The sequence below is a fragment of the Sphingobium sp. CFD-2 genome (assembly GCF_024611135.1).
GTDB classification, from domain to species: domain Bacteria; phylum Pseudomonadota; class Alphaproteobacteria; order Sphingomonadales; family Sphingomonadaceae; genus Sphingobium; species Sphingobium fuliginis.
In genome coordinates this window covers 3,938,215-3,954,538 of sequence record NZ_CP084405.1, presented here as the reverse complement: position 1 = coordinate 3,954,538, position 16,324 = coordinate 3,938,215, and the positions used below count along the sequence as shown (strand labels likewise).

18 protein-coding genes are annotated in these 16,324 nt (G+C 65.2%); 11 read left to right on the top strand and 7 right to left on the bottom strand.

Going from position 1 to position 16,324, the window contains the following annotated elements; translation table 11 throughout:
* Positions 1 to 31: 31 nt before the first annotated feature.
* From LDB29_RS19565 to coxB, 5 genes are all read right to left on the bottom strand, one after another.
* A complete protein-coding gene (locus LDB29_RS19565) occupies positions 32 to 607 on the bottom strand; it encodes a cytochrome c oxidase assembly protein (RefSeq protein ID WP_025549338.1) in 576 nt (191 codons plus the stop codon).
* Positions 607 to 738 carry a hypothetical protein gene (locus LDB29_RS19560; protein ID WP_255308763.1) on the bottom strand — a complete coding sequence of 44 codons (132 nt, stop codon included), beginning with the start codon at positions 736 to 738 and terminating at the stop codon, positions 607 to 609. Before LDB29_RS19560 ends, LDB29_RS19565 begins: the two co-directional genes overlap by 1 nt.
* Positions 735 to 1,655, bottom strand: a complete 921-nt coding sequence (locus LDB29_RS19555) for a heme o synthase (protein WP_044661408.1) — start codon at positions 1,653 to 1,655, stop codon at positions 735 to 737. Before LDB29_RS19555 ends, LDB29_RS19560 begins: the two co-directional genes overlap by 4 nt.
* A 117-nt stretch (positions 1,656 to 1,772) precedes the next feature.
* A complete protein-coding gene (ctaD, locus tag LDB29_RS19550) occupies positions 1,773 to 3,440 on the bottom strand; it encodes a cytochrome c oxidase subunit I (RefSeq protein ID WP_044661407.1) in 1,668 nt (555 codons plus the stop codon).
* An 18-nt stretch (positions 3,441 to 3,458) separates the two neighbouring features.
* A complete protein-coding gene (gene coxB / locus LDB29_RS19545; protein WP_025551904.1) occupies positions 3,459 to 4,472 on the bottom strand; it encodes a cytochrome c oxidase subunit II in 1,014 nt (337 codons plus the stop codon).
* A 241-nt stretch (positions 4,473 to 4,713) separates the two neighbouring features.
* Between coxB and pyrE the strand changes: the two genes are divergently transcribed.
* From pyrE to LDB29_RS19520, 5 genes are read left to right on the top strand one after another with little or no spacing between them, the layout of a single operon-like run.
* A complete protein-coding gene (gene pyrE / locus LDB29_RS19540) occupies positions 4,714 to 5,295 on the top strand; it encodes an orotate phosphoribosyltransferase (protein WP_025551902.1) in 582 nt (193 codons plus the stop codon).
* Positions 5,296 to 5,298: 3 nt separating this feature from the next.
* Complete coding sequence (locus LDB29_RS19535) at positions 5,299 to 6,036, top strand: pyridoxine 5'-phosphate synthase (protein ID WP_025551900.1); 738 nt, start codon at positions 5,299 to 5,301, stop codon at positions 6,034 to 6,036.
* On the top strand, positions 6,033 to 6,434 hold the full coding sequence (acpS, locus tag LDB29_RS19530; RefSeq protein ID WP_044661404.1) for a holo-ACP synthase: 402 nt from the start codon (positions 6,033 to 6,035) through the stop codon (positions 6,432 to 6,434). Before LDB29_RS19535 ends, acpS begins: the two co-directional genes overlap by 4 nt.
* 31 nt (positions 6,435 to 6,465) lie before the next feature.
* Positions 6,466 to 7,356: a signal peptidase I gene (gene lepB, locus LDB29_RS19525; RefSeq protein ID WP_025551898.1), complete on the top strand. Its 891-nt coding sequence runs from the start codon at positions 6,466 to 6,468 to the stop codon at positions 7,354 to 7,356.
* A gap of 23 nt (positions 7,357 to 7,379) precedes the next feature.
* Complete coding sequence (locus tag LDB29_RS19520; RefSeq protein WP_025551896.1) at positions 7,380 to 8,462, top strand: AI-2E family transporter; 1,083 nt, start codon at positions 7,380 to 7,382, stop codon at positions 8,460 to 8,462.
* Between the two features lie 160 nt (positions 8,463 to 8,622).
* Here LDB29_RS19520 and LDB29_RS19515 read toward each other — a convergent pair whose 3' ends face one another.
* Both LDB29_RS19515 and rpsU read right to left on the bottom strand, forming a co-directional pair.
* The gene (locus tag LDB29_RS19515; RefSeq protein WP_025551895.1) at positions 8,623 to 9,186 is read right to left on the bottom strand and encodes an FKBP-type peptidyl-prolyl cis-trans isomerase; all 564 of its coding nucleotides are present in this window, start codon (positions 9,184 to 9,186) and stop codon (positions 8,623 to 8,625) included.
* 88 nt (positions 9,187 to 9,274) lie between these two features.
* Positions 9,275 to 9,481, bottom strand: coding sequence for a 30S ribosomal protein S21 (gene rpsU, locus LDB29_RS19510; protein WP_004208618.1), 207 nt, complete (start codon positions 9,479 to 9,481; stop codon positions 9,275 to 9,277).
* Positions 9,482 to 9,704: 223 nt separating this feature from the next.
* Between rpsU and LDB29_RS19505 the strand changes: the two genes are divergently transcribed.
* The 6 genes from LDB29_RS19505 (at position 9,705) to LDB29_RS19480 (ending at position 16,313) form a co-directional block, all read left to right on the top strand.
* Positions 9,705 to 10,475: a class II aldolase/adducin family protein gene (locus LDB29_RS19505; protein WP_025551892.1), complete on the top strand. Its 771-nt coding sequence runs from the start codon at positions 9,705 to 9,707 to the stop codon at positions 10,473 to 10,475.
* A gap of 57 nt (positions 10,476 to 10,532) precedes the next feature.
* Positions 10,533 to 11,819, top strand: coding sequence for an IS701 family transposase (locus LDB29_RS19500; protein WP_171905900.1), 1,287 nt, complete (start codon positions 10,533 to 10,535; stop codon positions 11,817 to 11,819).
* A gap of 377 nt (positions 11,820 to 12,196) precedes the next feature.
* Positions 12,197 to 14,065 carry a CHASE3 domain-containing protein gene (locus LDB29_RS19495; protein WP_025549869.1) on the top strand — a complete coding sequence of 623 codons (1,869 nt, stop codon included), beginning with the start codon at positions 12,197 to 12,199 and terminating at the stop codon, positions 14,063 to 14,065.
* Between the two features lie 50 nt (positions 14,066 to 14,115).
* Positions 14,116 to 15,363 carry a putative DNA modification/repair radical SAM protein gene (locus tag LDB29_RS19490; RefSeq protein ID WP_025549868.1) on the top strand — a complete coding sequence of 416 codons (1,248 nt, stop codon included), beginning with the start codon at positions 14,116 to 14,118 and terminating at the stop codon, positions 15,361 to 15,363.
* A 75-nt stretch (positions 15,364 to 15,438) separates the two neighbouring features.
* Entirely contained in the window at positions 15,439 to 15,789 is a 351-nt protein-coding gene (locus LDB29_RS19485; RefSeq protein WP_025549867.1) for a hypothetical protein, read from the top strand.
* Between the two features lie 53 nt (positions 15,790 to 15,842).
* Positions 15,843 to 16,313, top strand: coding sequence for a hemerythrin domain-containing protein (locus LDB29_RS19480; protein ID WP_025549866.1), 471 nt, complete (start codon positions 15,843 to 15,845; stop codon positions 16,311 to 16,313).
* Positions 16,314 to 16,324: the final 11 nt, after the last annotated feature.

Sequence of the window (16,324 nt, the reverse complement as noted above, 5' to 3'; positions counted from 1 at the left end):
TTCTCATCCCCGTTCGCGTTATGATTGTGCCTTAGCTTGGCTTCTTGTCCTGCTCAACAGGATAGAAGGTGTAGCTGAGCGTGATTTCCTGCGTGTCCTTATTGTCGGCGTCCGTCAATATCTTCGGGTCGACATAATAGATCACCGGCATGCGCACCTGCTCCCCCGGCTGCAGCGTTTGCTGGGTGAAGCAGAAGCACTGGATCTTGGTGAAATAGGCGCCCGCCTGGAGCGGCGTGACGTTGAAGCTCGCGGTCCCCGTCACCGGCTTGTCCGACATGTTCTTCGCCACGAAGATCGCCATGTTGCGCGCGCCGACCGTCACGGTCTGGGTGCGGCGTTCGGGATGGAACTGCCACGGCATGCCCGGCGCCACATTGGAATCGAAGCGGATCGACATGCGGTGGCCCACCGCTTCCCTGACCTGCACATCGGCGGCCGCCCGCTGCGTGGTGCCGCCGAAGCCGGTCTGCTCGCAGAACATGCGGTAGAGCGGCACGGAAGCGAAACCCAGGCCCAGCATGGCGAGACCGACGCCCGCCATGCCGATCATGGTCCGCCGGTTGCGGCGGTCCCGGTCGAAAGGCGATGGCGGCAGGCTCGCCATCACTGGCCGCCGCCGATCTTGGCGATGGTGATCGCGTAGAAAAGGATGACCAGCGCGCCCAGCAGCACGCCCGTCACGATGGCGCGGGATTTCTGCCGCGCGCGGACCTGCCGGTCTTCCTCGGGGGTCATGCGGCCACCCAGCGGTCCACGACCACCGCGCCGAAGAGGAGGAAGAGGTAGAGGACCGAATATTTGAACAGGCGCTTTTCCGGGGTCATGCGCGCGGGATCGCTCTCGCGCCGGCGGAACACCTGAAAGGCCAGGGCCACGAACAGCGCCGTGCCGAGCAGGGCCGTGGTGCCATAGATGGGCCCGGTAAGGCGCAGCAGGACCGGCGCCATGGCGGCGACGGCCATGATCGCGGTGTAGAACCAGATCTGGCGCCGCGTCGCCACCTCGCCGGAAACGACCGGCAACATGGGAATGCCGGCGGCGGCATAATCCGTCTTCACGAACAGGGCCAGCGCCCAGAAATGGGGCGGCGTCCAGAAGAAGATCAGCATGAACAGCGCAACCGGCAGGGCGCCGATGTCGCCCGTCACCGCCGCCCAGCCGATGACGGGGGGGAAGGCGCCCGCCGCGCCGCCGATGACGATGTTCTGCGCCGTCCTGGGCTTGAGCCAGATGGTGTAGACGAAGACGTAGAAGAGGATCGACACGGTCAGCACCGCCGCCGCCAGCCAGTTGGTCGCGACGCCCATCAGCAGGACCGAGAAGAAGGAGAGCCCGACACCGAAATGCAGCGCCGACTGGCGGTCCATCCGCCCGGCCGGCAGCGGCCGGTTGGCCGTGCGCTTCATCTTCGCGTCGATGTCGGCTTCATACCACTGGTTGAGCGTCGCCGCGGCGCCCGCGCCCAGCGCGATGCAGAGAATCGCCGTGAAGGCCAGAACCGGATGGATATGCCCCGGCGCCGCGAGCAGACCGCACAGCCCGGTAAAGACGACCAGCGTCATCACCCTGGGCTTGGTCAGCGCGACGAAGTCCCGCCAGTGCGCGGGAATCACAGGAGCCGAACCTTCGGTCATGATCGGCGTGCTTGCCATAATCTCCTCATGCGGCAACCCGGCGCGACGGCCGCGCCGGGATCGCCCTGATTCCGGAATTGGCGGCCTTTACGCCAATCCGGGCGTTCCGGCAAACCGGAACGCCCTTGCCTGCGGTCAGTCGATGACCGGCAGCGTCTCGAACTGGTGGAAGGGCGGCGGGCTGGACAGGGTCCATTCCAGCGTCGTGGCGCCTTCGCCCCACGGATTGCCCTCCGCCTTCTTGCCGGCGACCAGCGACCAGACAAGGTTGACGAAGAAGATCAGCATGCCGGCCGCCATGATCTCATAGCCGTGGCTGGCGACCTTGTTCCAATAGGCGAAGGCTTCCGGATAGTCGGGATAGCGGCGCGGCATGCCCGACAGGCCGAGGAAGTGCATCGGGAAGAACAGCATGTTCACGCCGACGAAGAACACCCAGAAGTGCAGATGGCCGAGGAACTCGTTGTACATCCGGCCCGACATCTTCGGGAACCAGTAGTAGAAGCCGGCGAACAGCCCGAACACCGCGCCCAGCGACAGCACATAGTGGAAATGCGCGACCACATAATAGGTATCGTGCAGCACGTCGTCCACGCCGCCATTGGCCAGCACCACGCCGGTGACGCCACCCACGGTGAACAGGAAGATGAAGCCCAGGGCCCAGACCATCGGGGTCTTGTAGCTGATCGACCCGCCCCAGATCGTCGCGATCCAGGAGAAGATCTTGATGCCGGTCGGCACCGCGATCACCATGGTGGCGGCGGTGAAGTACATCTTCACGTTGACCGACATGCCGGTGGTGAACATGTGGTGCGCCCAGACGACGAAACCGACGACGCCGATCGCGACCATGGCGTAGGCCATGCCGAGATAGCCGAAGACCGGCTTGCGGCTGAAGGTCGAGACGATCTGGCTGATGATGCCGAAGCCCGGCAGGATCATGATGTACACTTCGGGGTGGCCGAAGAACCAGAAGAGATGCTGGTACAGTTCCGGATCGCCGCCGCCGGCGGCATCGTAGAAGGTCGTGCCGAAATTACGGTCGGTCAGCAGCATGGTGATCGCGGCGGCAAGCACGGGAAGCGCGAGCAGCAGCAGGAAGGCGGTGACCAGCACCGACCAGACGAACAGCGGCATCTTGTGCAGGGTCATGCCCGGCGCGCGCATGTTGAGGATGGTCGTGATGAAGTTGATCGCGCCCAGGATCGAGCTGGCGCCCGCGATGTGCAGCGACAGGATCGCCATGTCGACCGCCGGCCCCGCCGAGCCGCTGGTGGAGAGCGGCGCATAGACCGTCCAGCCGGTGCCCGCGCCGTTTCCGGTGCCGCCGGGCACGAAGGTCGAGCCGAGGAGCAGGACGAAGGCGGGGATGAGCAGCCAGAAGCTGATATTGTTCATCCGCGGGAACGCCATGTCCGGCGCGCCGATCATGATCGGTACGAACCAGTTGCCGAAGCCGCCGATCATCGCTGGCATCACCATGAAGAAGACCATGATGAGGCCGTGGGCGGTGATCAGCACGTTCCACAGGTGATAGGCCTGGTCCAGCGTCGCTTCGGGACCGTCGCTGAACTGCGCCCAGGTCTGGAGATACTGGATGCCCGGCTGCGCCAGTTCGGCGCGCATCAGGCCGGAAATCGCGCCGCCGATGATGCCGGCGATGATCGCGAAGATCAGGTAGAGCGTGCCGATGTCCTTATGGTTGGTCGACATGAACCAACGCTGGAAGAAGGCCGGCTTGTGGTCGGCGTCATGATGCTCATGAGCATGATCGCCGTGATGATCTGCGGTAATGGTGGTCATGGCGTCTATGCCCTTACATCAAAGCTTGGCGGCAGGAGCGGCGGCGGGCGCGGCGGCTTCGGCCGTGGCCGCGGGTGCGGCGGCCTTCAGCGTGCCGCCCTGCGACAGCAGCCACTGGTCGAACTGCGCGGGCTCCAGCGCCTCGATCGCGATCGGCATGAAGCCGTGGCGCGCGCCGCAAAGCTCGGAACACTGGCCGTAATAGACGCCCGGCTTCTCGATGGTGAAGCTCTTCTCATTCAGGCGGCCCGGCACCGCATCCATCTTCACCCAGAGCGAGGGGACCGCGAAGCTGTGGATCACGTCGGCGCCGGTGATGATCAGCTTGATCGGGCGGCCGACCGGCAGGACCAGACGATTGTCGGGCGCCAGCAGATAGGGCTCGCCATTCGCCTCCGCCTTGTCCTTGGGCAGCATGTTCGAAACGAATTCCGGAATGCCGTTGTCGGGATATTCATAGCCCCAATACCATTGATAGCCGGTGACCTTGACGGTCAGCGCATCCTTGGGGGCGGGCTTGTACTGGTCCGCCAACAGGCCGATCGACGGCACGGCGATGGCCAGCAGGATCACGACCGGCACCACGGTCCAGATCACCTCGATCACCGTATTGTGCGATGTCTTGGACGGCGTCGGATTGGCGCTGCGGCGGAACCGGACCATCACATAGAGCATCAGGACCAGAACGAAGATCGAGATGATGGTGATGATCGGCACCAGCATCACGTCATGCAGCCAGCGCGCCGTGTGCCCGGTGGGCGAGAACTGCTTCTGGAGGGTGATTTCGCCCGGCATCGGCATGCCGATGCCCGGAGTGGGCTTCATCCGGGGCGGCGCGGCCACCTTCGCCGCGGGCGCGGCATCCGCGGCGGGCGCCGCTGCATTGCCGGCCGAATCAGCGGCCGCGGCTTCGTTCCCGGCGGCTGGAGCCGCGACGGCGGCATTGTCCTGGGCCAGTGCCGGACCGTTCATGGCGAGCGTGGGCGCAAAGGCCAACAACCCGGCGAGAACGAGCGATTTCACCTTGTTCATAAGCGTCTTCTTACCCCGTAACCCCTTGGCGCCGCTGCAACGAAGACACACGCATACACGTCCCCCCCGCCCGTATCGGTCTGCCGCGGCTTATAAGCATCTTTTTTTACGCCTCAAGCTTCCACAACCAGATTTTCTTCGCTGTTGCAACGCCTAGTTGGTGAGCCTATCTCGCTCTCCGCGCACAGGGGCGCGATCATGGGGCGACCCATGAAGGGTAAGCCATGGATCGAAGACACGGATGACCGACGAGGAAGTATTAGCGGAATTCAGGGCTGCAGGCGCGTTGCTGGAGGGGCATTTCATTCTGTCCTCGGGCCGCCGCAGCGCCAATTACCTGCAGTGCGCGCGCGTGCTGATGAACGCGGAACGCGCGGGGCGGCTGGCGCGCGCCACGGTGCAGAAGCTGCCGCGCGAACTGCGGCAGGAAATCGACCTGGTGGTCTCCCCTGCCATGGGCGGCCTCATCATCGGCCATGAAATCGGCCGCGCGCTCGACAAGGATGCCGTATTCCTGGAACGCCCCGAAGGCACGTTCGAACTGCGCCGCGGCTTCGCCATCGCGCCGGGGCAGAAGGTGCTGATGGTGGAGGACGTCGTCACCACCGGCCTCTCCTCCCGCCAGGCGATAGAGGCGGTCGAGGCGGAGGGCGGCATCGTCATAGCGGAAGCCGCGCTGGTCGACCGTTCCGCCGGAGAGGTGGAGCTGGGCGTGCCCTTCTATCCGCTCGTCAGCATCAACTTCCCGGTCTACGACGCCGATCAGGTTCCGCCCGAACTGGCGGCGATCCCGGCGATCAAGCCCGGCAGCCGGAAGCAGTAGCCCATGTCCCGAACCCCCGCTCATCTGCGCCTGGGCGTCAACATCGATCATGTGGCGACCATCCGCAACGCGCGCGGGGGAACGCATCCCGATCCCGTCAAGGCCGCGCTGCTGGCGGCCAAGGCGGGCGCCGACGGCATCACCGCCCATCTGCGCGAGGACCGGCGGCATATTCGCGACGAGGACATCGCCACGCTGATGGCGGCGCTCACCGTGCCGCTGAACCTGGAAATGGCGGCGACGCAGGAAATGCTGGGCATCGCGCTCCGGCATCGGCCGCATGCCGCCTGCATCGTGCCGGAAAAGCGGGAGGAGCGCACCACCGAAGGCGGGCTGGACGCGGCCGGGCAGATCGAAGCTCTCGGCCCGATCGTCGATGCGCTGGGCAAGGCCGGCGTGCGCGTCAGCCTGTTCATCGAGCCCGATGCCGCGCAGATCGAGGCGGCCATGCGCCTGGGCGCGCCGGTGGTCGAGTTGCACACCGGCCGCTACGCGCATCTGGAGGGTTCCGAACGGGCGGAGGAACTGCGCAGGCTGGCCGATGCGGCGGCGCTGGCGGCGAAGAACGGCATCGAACCCCATGCCGGCCATGGCCTGACCTTCGACAATGTCGGGCCGGTCGCGGCGATCCCCCAGGTCGCCGAACTCAACATCGGCCATTTCCTGATCGGGGAAGCGATCTTCGGCGGGCTGGAGAGCAGCATCCGCGAAATGCGCCGGCAGATGGATCTGGCCCGTTGATCGTCGGCCTCGGCTCCGACCTCTGCAATATCGAGCGGATCCAGAATTCGCTCGACCGCTTCGGCGAGCGGTTCGAGAATCGCGTGTTCACCGATGTGGAGCGGGCCAAGGCCAACCGCCGCCCCTTCACCAGGGCGGGCACGCTCGCCAAGCGCTTCGCCGCCAAGGAGGCTTTTTCGAAAGCGGTCGGCACCGGCTTCAACCGCGGCGTGTTCATGAAGGACATCGGCGTCGTCAACGGCCCCAGCGGCGCGCCGACGCTGCACCTGACCGGCGGGGCGCTCGCCCGGCTGGAATCGCTGGTTCCCGCCGGGCATCGGCCGGTCGTTCACCTGACGCTCACCGACGATCATCCATGGGCTCAGGCCTTTGTGATTATCGAAGCCCTGCCGTTATAAGCGTCGCACCTCTCCAGCCGGAAATCCTCCCATGACGGCAGCCGACATGACCGAAAACGAATCCGCCCCGTCCGAACAGCCCAGCCCGGCTTCCGAACCGGAAAAGGCATCCCTCGACTGGTGGCACGAGGCGAAGAGCATCGCCCTGCTGATCCTGGCGGTGCTGGCCTTCCACAGCTTCGTCGCCAAACCCTTCTACATTCCCAGCGAATCGATGATGCCGGTGCTGTTGAAGGGCGACCGGCTGGTGGTCAGCAAATATCCCTATGGCTGGTCCTATGTCTCCCCCAGCTTCCACCCGCTGCCCTTCCTGAAAGGCCGGATCTTCGGGCGTTTGCCGGAGCGGGGCGACATCGTCATCGTCTCTCCGCAGAACAAGCGGGAGGATTATATCAAGCGGGTCATCGGCCTGCCCGGCGACATATTGGAGGTGCGCGGGGGGCAGGTCGTGCTGAACGGCGTACCCGTGCCGCAAAGGGTGCTGAAGCCCATCCGCATTCCCGTGGACGGCAACGCGCCCTGCCCGCCCATGCAATTTCCCGGCGCGCTGGTGACGGACGCCAACGGCAAGAGCTGGTGCGAACTGCCGGTGCGGCAGGAGGTGCTGCCCAATGGCAGGAGCTATGTCACCATCGACATGGGGCCAAGCACGCTCGACTGGTACGGGCCAGTGCGGATTCCGGCGAATCACGTTTTCCTGATGGGCGACAATCGCGACAACAGCGCCGACAGCCGCGCACCGCTGGAGGAGAACGGACTGGGCGGGCCGGTGCCGTGGGAAGCCATTGGCGGGCGGGCGGAATTCATCACCTTCTCGCTCGACGGCGATGCATCCTGGAACCCGCTGAGCTGGCTCCATGCCTTCCGCAGTGGCCGCGCGGGGAACAGCCTGCGCCCGGCGAGCGTTACCCCGCCGAAATAAGCATTTCACGATAGGGGCTTGGGTTGAGCGGGACGAAAATCCACATAGAGGAACCCGGCCCCAGCGAGTTGCGCAGCCCGCTGGTCCAGCATGAGATAAAGCGGGCCGGCGTGTGGTTCGCCATCGGCATCGCCATCGCCCTGCTCGTCCTGCTGGCGCAGCCCATCATGCTGATCATGGGCGCGCTGGTGCTGACGACGATGATGGACGGCGGCACGCGGCTGCTGGGCCGGGTGCTGCCCATCGGGCGCGGCTGGCGGCTGGCCATCGTGCTGATCGCCGCCCTCGCCTTCCTGGTCTATACCTTCTACCTGACCGGATCGAGCCTGGCGGCGCAAGCGCAGGCGATGCGGGTCATCGTGGAGACGCAGGTGAACCGCATCGGCCAGTGGCTCCAGCAACTGGGCGTCACCACCACGCCGGAGGATTTCAAGAGCCTGGCGCAGCAGGCGATGAGTTCGCTCGGCCGGGTGACGGCGGCGGTCGGCACCATGGTCGGCGCAATCACCAGCGGCGTGATGATGCTGGTGCTCGCCATCTTCATCGCGATCGAGCCCAAGCTCTACGAGCGCGGCGTCGCCTGGATGCTGCCGATGGACAAGCGCGGCCGCTTCTACGCCATTGCCGACAGGATGGGCTGGACCTTGCGGCGGCTGATGTTCGGCCGGCTGATCGGCATGGCGGTGGAGGGGGTGGGCACCTGGCTGCTGCTCTGGGCGGGCGGCGTGCCGATGGCGGGGCTGCTGGGCATATTGACCGGGCTGTTCGCCTTCCTGCCCAATATCGGGTCGATCATATCGGGCGTGCTGATCGTGCTGGTCGGCTTTTCCGCCGGCGTGGATGCGGGGCTCTACGCTTTCGGGGTCTATCTGGTGGTGCAGATCGTCGACGGCTACCTGATCGTGCCCATGGTGGCCAAACGCGCCACCGATCTGGCGCCCGCGCTCGTCCTTGCGGCGCAAATCCTCTTCGGCGCGCTGTTCGGGATCATGGGACTGTTCCTCGCCGACCCCATCGTCGCGATGATCAAGGTCTATCTGGAGGAGCGGTCGAAAGCGCTGGAGGCGGAGAATGACAGGAGCGCGGCGGTTCCGGTCGCAGGATAGATGGTCGCCGCGCCTAATCCCTACATTAGCGGATCATGGCACGGCCTGAACCGGGCTCCCGTCTCCGCAGCAGCGGGTTGCAGATGGACAAGGCAAATCCGCCAAGAAAAAGGGCCGGGAAAATCCCGGCCCCTTTTTCGCTTTTCGACTGTTGCCGACCTTATTGGCCCGGCACGCCCTGCGGCATTCCGCCCTGCTGCTGCATCATCTGCTGCATGCGCATGATGTCCGCCTTGGACTTGAAGTCATGCAACTGGACGTCGAACACCAACACGGAATTGGCCGGGATCGGCCCCGCCGCCTGCTCGCCATAGCCAAGCTGCGGCGGAATCCACAGGCGATACTTGCCGCCCTTCTTCATCTTCTGCAGGCCTTCGGAGAAGCCGGGAACCACGCCGTCCACCGGCATGGCGGTCTGCGGATTCTCGTCGAACACCGTACCGTCGAGCAGCGTGCCCTTATAGCCTACCAGCGCCACGTCGGCGGGCGTCGGGCTGGGACCGGCGCCTTCCTCCAGCACCTTGAACTGCAGGCCCGATTCGGTCGTCACCACGCCCTCTTCGCCGCCATTATGCGCCAGGAAGCTGGCGGGCGAAGGCTTCACGCCCTGCTGCCCGGCCCAGGCCAGGCCACCGGCCGCCAGCGCCACCACGGCGACACCCACCCAGAGCCGCGTCAGCGACCCCCTGGCGATAGGATGAAGGGGAACGGCCGTGGTCGACATGGCTTAAGCCTCGCAAATTGGTGCGGGTGATGTTTTCTGTCAGCAGAGGGACGGGACGATCGGTCGACCGTCCCGACAAAGGCGGTCCTTAACGGACGCCGTCGCGCTCGGCGCGCTTGCGCTCCAGCTTGCGGGCGCGGCGAACGGCGGCAGCCTTTTCGCGCGCGCGCTTTTCGGACGGCTTCTCATAGTGACGGCGCAGCTTCATCTCGCGATACACGCCCTCGCGCTGCAGCTTCTTCTTGAGCGCGCGCAGGGCCTGGTCGACATTGTTGTCGCGAACGATGATTTGCATAAGCCAGTCAAACTCCAGTCGAAAACGGACGGATCGCCAGGAAACATAACCCTTCCCGACGGGCCGCCCGAATGAAATAGCGGTGAGTCGCCGCAGGTCACCCTGCGCCGTGTGGGGCGCGCCCTACCAGCAGAGTCGCGCAAATTCAACCCAAAAGCCGTTTTTCTCGACAGGGGCGCGGGACAGGCAGATAGTCGCCCCATAAACAAGGAGGAGGATCGCCATGGCAACTGCCGCCAGGACCACAGGCCAGCGCCCCGACATGTCGGCCACGGAATGGGCCGCACGCCAGCAACTCGCCGCCTGTTACCGCATTTTCGACCATCTCGGCTGGTCGGAGCTGATCTACAACCACATCACCCTGCGCGTCCCGGAGGAGGAGAACGCCTTCCTCATCAACCCCTTCGGCCTGCTCTATGGAGAGGTGACGGCGTCGAACCTCGTCAAGATCGACATGGACGGCCATGTGCTGGACGGCAGCCCCTATCCGGTGAACCGCGCCGGCTTCACCCAGCACAGCGTCTTCCACCGCCACCTGCCCGACGCGCATTGCATCATCCACACCCACACCACCGCCGGCATGGCCGTCAGCGCCACGCGGGAGGGGCTGACGCCGACCAATTTCTACGCCGCGGCCTTCATCGGCCGAATCGCCTATCATGACTTCGAAGGCGTCACGATCCGGGCGGAGGAAGGGGAACGGCTGATCGCCCATCTGGGCGAGCGGCGGATCATGATGCTGCGCAACCATGGCACGCTGGTCATGGCGCAATCTCTGCCGGAAGCCTTCCTGATCCAGTGGATGCTCCAGCGCGCCTGCGAAATCCAGGTCGCGACCGGCGCCGCCGGAACGCCGGTCGACATCCCGCCGGAGGTCATCGCCGTGCACCAGCGCGACCTCAGCGGCGTGCAATTGCCGCTCGGCCCGGGCGTGCCCGATTTCGAAGCGATGGTGCGCAAGATCGACCGGATCGATTCGAGCTGGCGGGACTAGCACTACTTTGGCAGAAATGTGATTTTCGGGATTCCCAAAGGGCAGAATCCCTGATTCATGGGGAGCCAGCTTTTATGGGGGCTGGCGATGAACGGGGATTGGCGGAGCGAACTGGACGCATGGCTTGCGCCGTTTGTCGTGGCTTTGCGGAACAAGACGCGCGGTCGGATGTGCCCTGCCTACATAGCAGGTCTGATTGGACCTGGTGACCGCAAGAGCGTGCAGCCGATGGCGGCGCGGGATGGCGATGTCAGCTACGACAAGCTGCACCACTTCATCGGCAGCGGCGTCTGGGATGAAGCACCACTGGAGATGGCGCTGCTTGCCGAAGCCGACCGGCAGGTGGGTGCCAATGACGCCTGGCTGATCATCGACGACACGGCCTTGCCTAAGAAGGGACGGCATTCGGTTGGCGTGGCGCCGCAATATGCTTCGGCCCTCGGCAAAAACGCCAACTGCCAGACGCTGGTGTCGCTGACTCTGGCTTCGGGCGAGGTGCCAGTCATGGTGGGCTTGCGCCTGTTCCTGCCGGAAAGTTGGACGAGCGATATGGCTCGCCTGGAACGTGCCGGAGTTCCCGAGGACTTCCGGCACTACCGGACCAAGCCGGAGATTGCGCTGGCCGAGATCGACAGGGTTCACGCAGCCGGCGTCCGCTTCGGCTGCGTGCTTGCCGACGCAGGATACGGCCTTTCCGCGCCGTTCCGGCAGGGCCTGAGCAAGCGTGGCCTCACCTGGGCAGTTGGCATACCCTTCAAGCAGAAGGTCTACCCCGCCGACGTCGCGATGGTCTTTCCGGTCGCTGGCCGGGGCCGCCCTCGCAAGAACGCGATACCCAACATCACGTCCGTATCGGCGCAGGCGATGTTGGAGACTGTGCCATGGCGCAAGGTCAGCTGGCGGCGTGGAACCAAAGGTCAACTCTCGGCCCGTTTCGCCGCGGTCCGCGTCAAGGTTGCTGACGGTCCGCCGCAGCGCATTCATGACATGGGCGCCCAGCACCTGCCGGGCGAGGAAGTGTGGCTCATTGGCGAGCATCGCTCAACCGGCGAGCGCAAATACTACCTCACCAACCTCCCAGTCGATACTCCGATCAAGCAGCTTGCCGGCGCCATCAAGGCCCGCTGGATCTGCGAACAGGCGCATCAGCAACTCAAGGAAGAACTCGGGCTCGATCACTTCGAGGGCCGATCATGGAAGGGCCTGCACCGGCACGCGCTGATGTCCATGATCGCCTTCGCCTTCCTCCAGTCACTACGCCTCAAGCAAGCCAAAGGGGGGAAAAAGAATCGCCGGGCCGCCACCGAAGCCGAGCTTGCCGGCGATCCGGCAAGCCATCATTGACCGCCTCTCCAAGCCGCCCGATCGGCCATGTCCGCACTGCGGACGTAGTCCTTTGGAAACTCCTCGGCAAAATCTGCCAAAGTAGTGCTAGAGCCAATCGACATTCAGATGATGACGAGCCGAAAATGGTGGTTTTCCGTGACCCGGCGCGCAGCCTACGCAAAGTAGGTGAGCACCGGAAGCACGGAAAAGCGTCATTTGCAGGCCGTCAGGGCTGAATGTCGATTCGCTCTAGACGGTTTCGACCACGGCTTCTTCCTTCGGGAGGGACGAGCCCGCCAAGGGTGGCCAAGCCAGGCAGGCCTGCCAGACCTCACCTGATTACAACAGCCTATCGCCGCTTGCTCCCCGCGCCATATTTTCGCATGTTCCACCCCATGCCCGCGATCCGCCCCGAACGGTCGATCTTCCTGCTGCTGTTGGCCTTGCTGATCGTCGGGTTGGCGTTCGGCAGCACCTATTGGCTCTATGCGGTGCAGCAGCGGGTCAACATCTGGGTTCAGCACACATTGCGCGTCGAGAACCAGCTTTCCGCGCTGCTGCTCCACGCGCAGGAGGCCGAAAGCGCGCAGCGCGGCTTCATGCTGACGCGCAAGGATTCCTTCCTCGGCCCCTATGAGGTCTTCCGCGGCCAGTGGCGGCAGGAACTGGCCGCCCTGCGCATGGAGGTGCGCGACAATCCCCCGCAGGCCCGATCGGTGGAGGAGCTGGAGGAGTTGCTCGACGACCGCCTGTTCCTGATGCGCACGGGCATAGAAAGGCGGCGGCGGGGCGAGGTCGTGCCGGCGGGCGACTTCGATGCGGGCATGGTGACGATGGCCCGCATCCGCGCGCTGGTCGCGACGATGCGGGCGCGGGAAGCGCAGCTGCTGAAGGGCCGGACCGCCAATGACAACCGCCTCAGCACCATGGTTTCGGCCGGGCTTGCGGTGTCCGCCGTGCTGATCACCCTGTTGGGCGCGGTGGCGCTGCGCACCGCCTATCGCCGCGTGGCCGAGGCCACCGAAAGCCAGCAGGCGCTGGCCGACATCAACCGGCGCCTGATGAGCGAGGCGCGGGACCGCGAAACGGCCGAGGGGCAATTGCGCCAGATGCAGAAAATGGAGTCGATCGGCCAACTGACCGGCGGCATCGCCCATGACTTCAACAATATGCTCGCCATCGTCATCGGCTCGCTGGACATCGTCCGGCGGCGGCTGGCGCCGGACGCCGACACCCGGGTCGTCAGGGGCATCGACAATGCGACCGAAGGGGCGCAGCGCGCCGCCCAGCTTACCGCCCGGCTGCTCGCCTTTTCCCGCCAGCAGCCGCTCGACCCACAGCCGACCGACGTCAACAAGCTGGTCGGCGGCATGTCGGAACTGCTGCGCCGCACCATCGGGGAGAGCATTCGGGTGGAAACCGTGCTGGCGGGCGGGTTGTGGCGGGCCAGCATCGACGCCAGCCAGCTCGAATCGGCCATCATCAACCTCTGCGTCAATTCGCGCGACGCCATGCCCATGGGCGGCCGGCTGACGATCGAGACGGCCAATGCCCATCTCGACGACGCCTATGCCGCGGTCCATGGCGATGTCGCGGCCGGCCAATATGTGATGGTATCCGTCACCGACAGCGGCACCGGCATGCCGCCCGAGGTGGTGGAGCGCGCCTTCGACCCCTTCTTCACAACTAAGGGCGTGGGCAAGGGCACCGGCCTCGGCCTCAGCCAGGTCTTCGGCTTCATCAAGCAGTCGCGCGGCCATGTGAAAATCTATTCCGAACCGGGCGAAGGCACGGTCATCAAGATCTACCTGCCGCGCCATTACGGGCCCGAACCGGCCGCCGGCACCCTGATGGCGGCGCCTGCCGAACTGCCCCGCGCCCGGGGCGAAGAGATCATCCTGGTGGTGGAGGACGAGGAACGCGTCCGGCACATGTCCGTCGATTCGCTGCGCGAGCTGGGCTACACCATCGTCCAGGCCTCCGACGGCGAACAGGCGCTGGCGATGCTGGCGATCCAGCCGCGCATCGACATGCTGTTCACCGACGTCGTCATGCCCGGCATCAACGGGCGCGTGCTGGCCGACCGGGCGCGGGCAAGCCATCCCGGCCTCAAGATCCTCTACACCACGGGCTACACCCGCAACGCCATCGTCCACAACGGCATGCTCGACCCCGGGGTCTCCTTCCTCGCCAAGCCCTTCACCCTCGGACAGCTGGCGGTGAAGGTCCGCCAGGTTCTGGACGCCGAGCCAGCGCAAGCCTGACTGATCGAGATTATGGACAGGGGAGATCGGGGAACATATGATGAACAGTCATGGCCACCCTCTCCACCCGACAGAAGCTGGAAATCCTTGCCGACGCCGCCAAATATGACGCATCCTGCGCGTCGTCCGGCACGGCGAAGCGCGACAGCGCGTCGGGGCGGAAGGGCGGCATCGGCTCGACCGAGGGCATGGGCATCTGCCATGCCTATGCACCCGATGGCCGCTGCATTTCGCTGCTCAAGATCCTGCTGACCAACAGCTGCATCTTCGACTGCCATTATTGCATCAACCGCCGGTCCAGCGACGTGCGGCGCGCCCGCTTCACCGTGCGGGAAGTGGTCGACCTGACGCTCAGCTTCTACCGCCGCAACTATATTGAGGGGCTGTTCCTTTCCTCCGGCATCATCCGTTCGTCCGATTACACGATGGAACAGATGGTGGCGGTGGCCCGCAGCCTGCGGGAAGAGCATGATTTCCGCGGCTATATCCACCTCAAGACCATTCCCGACGCCGATCCGGAACTGGCGCATCAGGCGGGCCTTTATGCCGACCGGCTGTCGATCAACGTCGAACTGCCCACCGAGCAGGGCCTGCGCAGTCTGGCGCCGGAGAAGGACAAGGACCGGATCGAAAGCGCCATGGCGGGGATGCGCGACGCCATGGAGGACGGGTCGGACGCCAGCCGCCGCTACACCCATGCGCCGCGCTTCGCCCCGGCCGGCCAGTCCACCCAGATGATCGTCGGCGCGGACCAGGCGGACGACCGCGCCATCATCCGGCGCGCGAGTTCGCTCTACAGCCGGCACAGGCTGCGCCGCGTCTATTACAGCGCCTTCTCGCCCATCCCCTCGCCCAGCAGCGTGCTGCCTTTGAAGCGTCCGCCGCTGATGCGCGAGCATCGGCTCTACCAATCCGACTGGATGATGCGCTTCTACGGCTATTCGGCGCAGGAACTGGAAAGCGCCACCGATCCCGTCACCGGCTGCCTGCCGCTCGACATCGATCCCAAGCTCGCCTGGGCGCTGCGGCATCGGGATTCCTTTCCGGTCGACGTCAACCGCGCCCCGCGCGAAGCGTTGCTGCGGGTGCCGGGGCTGGGCGTGAAGGCCGTGGACCGGATCGTCGCCAGCCGCCGCCATCGCCGGCTCCGGCTGGACGATGTCGCGCGGCTGACGCAGAGCATCGCCAAGCTGCGCCCCTTCCTGGTCGCGGCCGACTGGCGGCCGGTGCATCTGGCCGACCGGCTGACCCTGCCCATGGCGCCCCCACCCGCGTCACAATATGAGCTTTTTCCGTGAGTCGCGCGCATTTTGCCGTTGATCGGACGGGCGGTTCATGTTTTCCTTGTCCCACGCAAGGAAAGGGCCCGATTTTTGGCGACGAAGTGGAACGATGGCGCAACCCGCCGCACGGGCCATGCCCAGCGGATGAGCACCCATCTGGCCGCCGCTCTCGTCATCTTCTGCCTGCTTCAGATCTTCATCGTCGCCAGGATGGGCGGATCGCTGCTGCTGCATCTCGGCATCATCGTGGCGATCGGCGGCTTTGCCGTCGCGGCGCGGGGACTGGAACGCCGCTGGGAGTTGCTCGACCGCAGCGGCCTGCCCGCGCACAGCCTCGATCTTCGCTTCCGCCGCGATCTGGTGCAGCTCTGGTCCGCCAGCATCGTCGGCGGACTGCTCTGGATTCCCGTCGCGATCATCTTTCGCGCACTGTTCGGCTGAACCCAAAGCCGCGGTCCATCGTTGTTCCTTCTGCAAGAGAAGGAGCATGCCCCATGGCCGACAGCAGCATTTTCGACCGGTTGAAGCAGGACCATGACGCCCATCGGCAGCTATTCGACAAGATGGCCGATGCGAAGGACGAGCCGGATCGGCTGGAAAAGCTGTTCGAACAGTTCCGGGTGGAGGTGACCGCCCATGCCGCGGCGGAGGAGGAAACGCTCTACGCCACCATGCTGGCGCGGCCCGACCTGCGCGAGGATGCCCAGCACAGCGTGTCGGAGCATAAGGAGATCGACGATTATCTGGAGGAACTGGAAGACCTCCCCTTCAACGGCGATGAATGGAACCGCGTCTTCGCCCAGCTCAAGAAGCGCTACCTTCACCATATCGACGAGGAAGAGGAGGAGATGTTCCCCGACGCGGCGAAGGAACTGACCGCGGAGGAGGAGCAGAAGCTGGCGGCGCTGTTCGCCCGGCGCAAGCCAGCCGAACTGCAACGCGCCGAAGCGGAGACGAATGACTGAAGGCGCTCCTT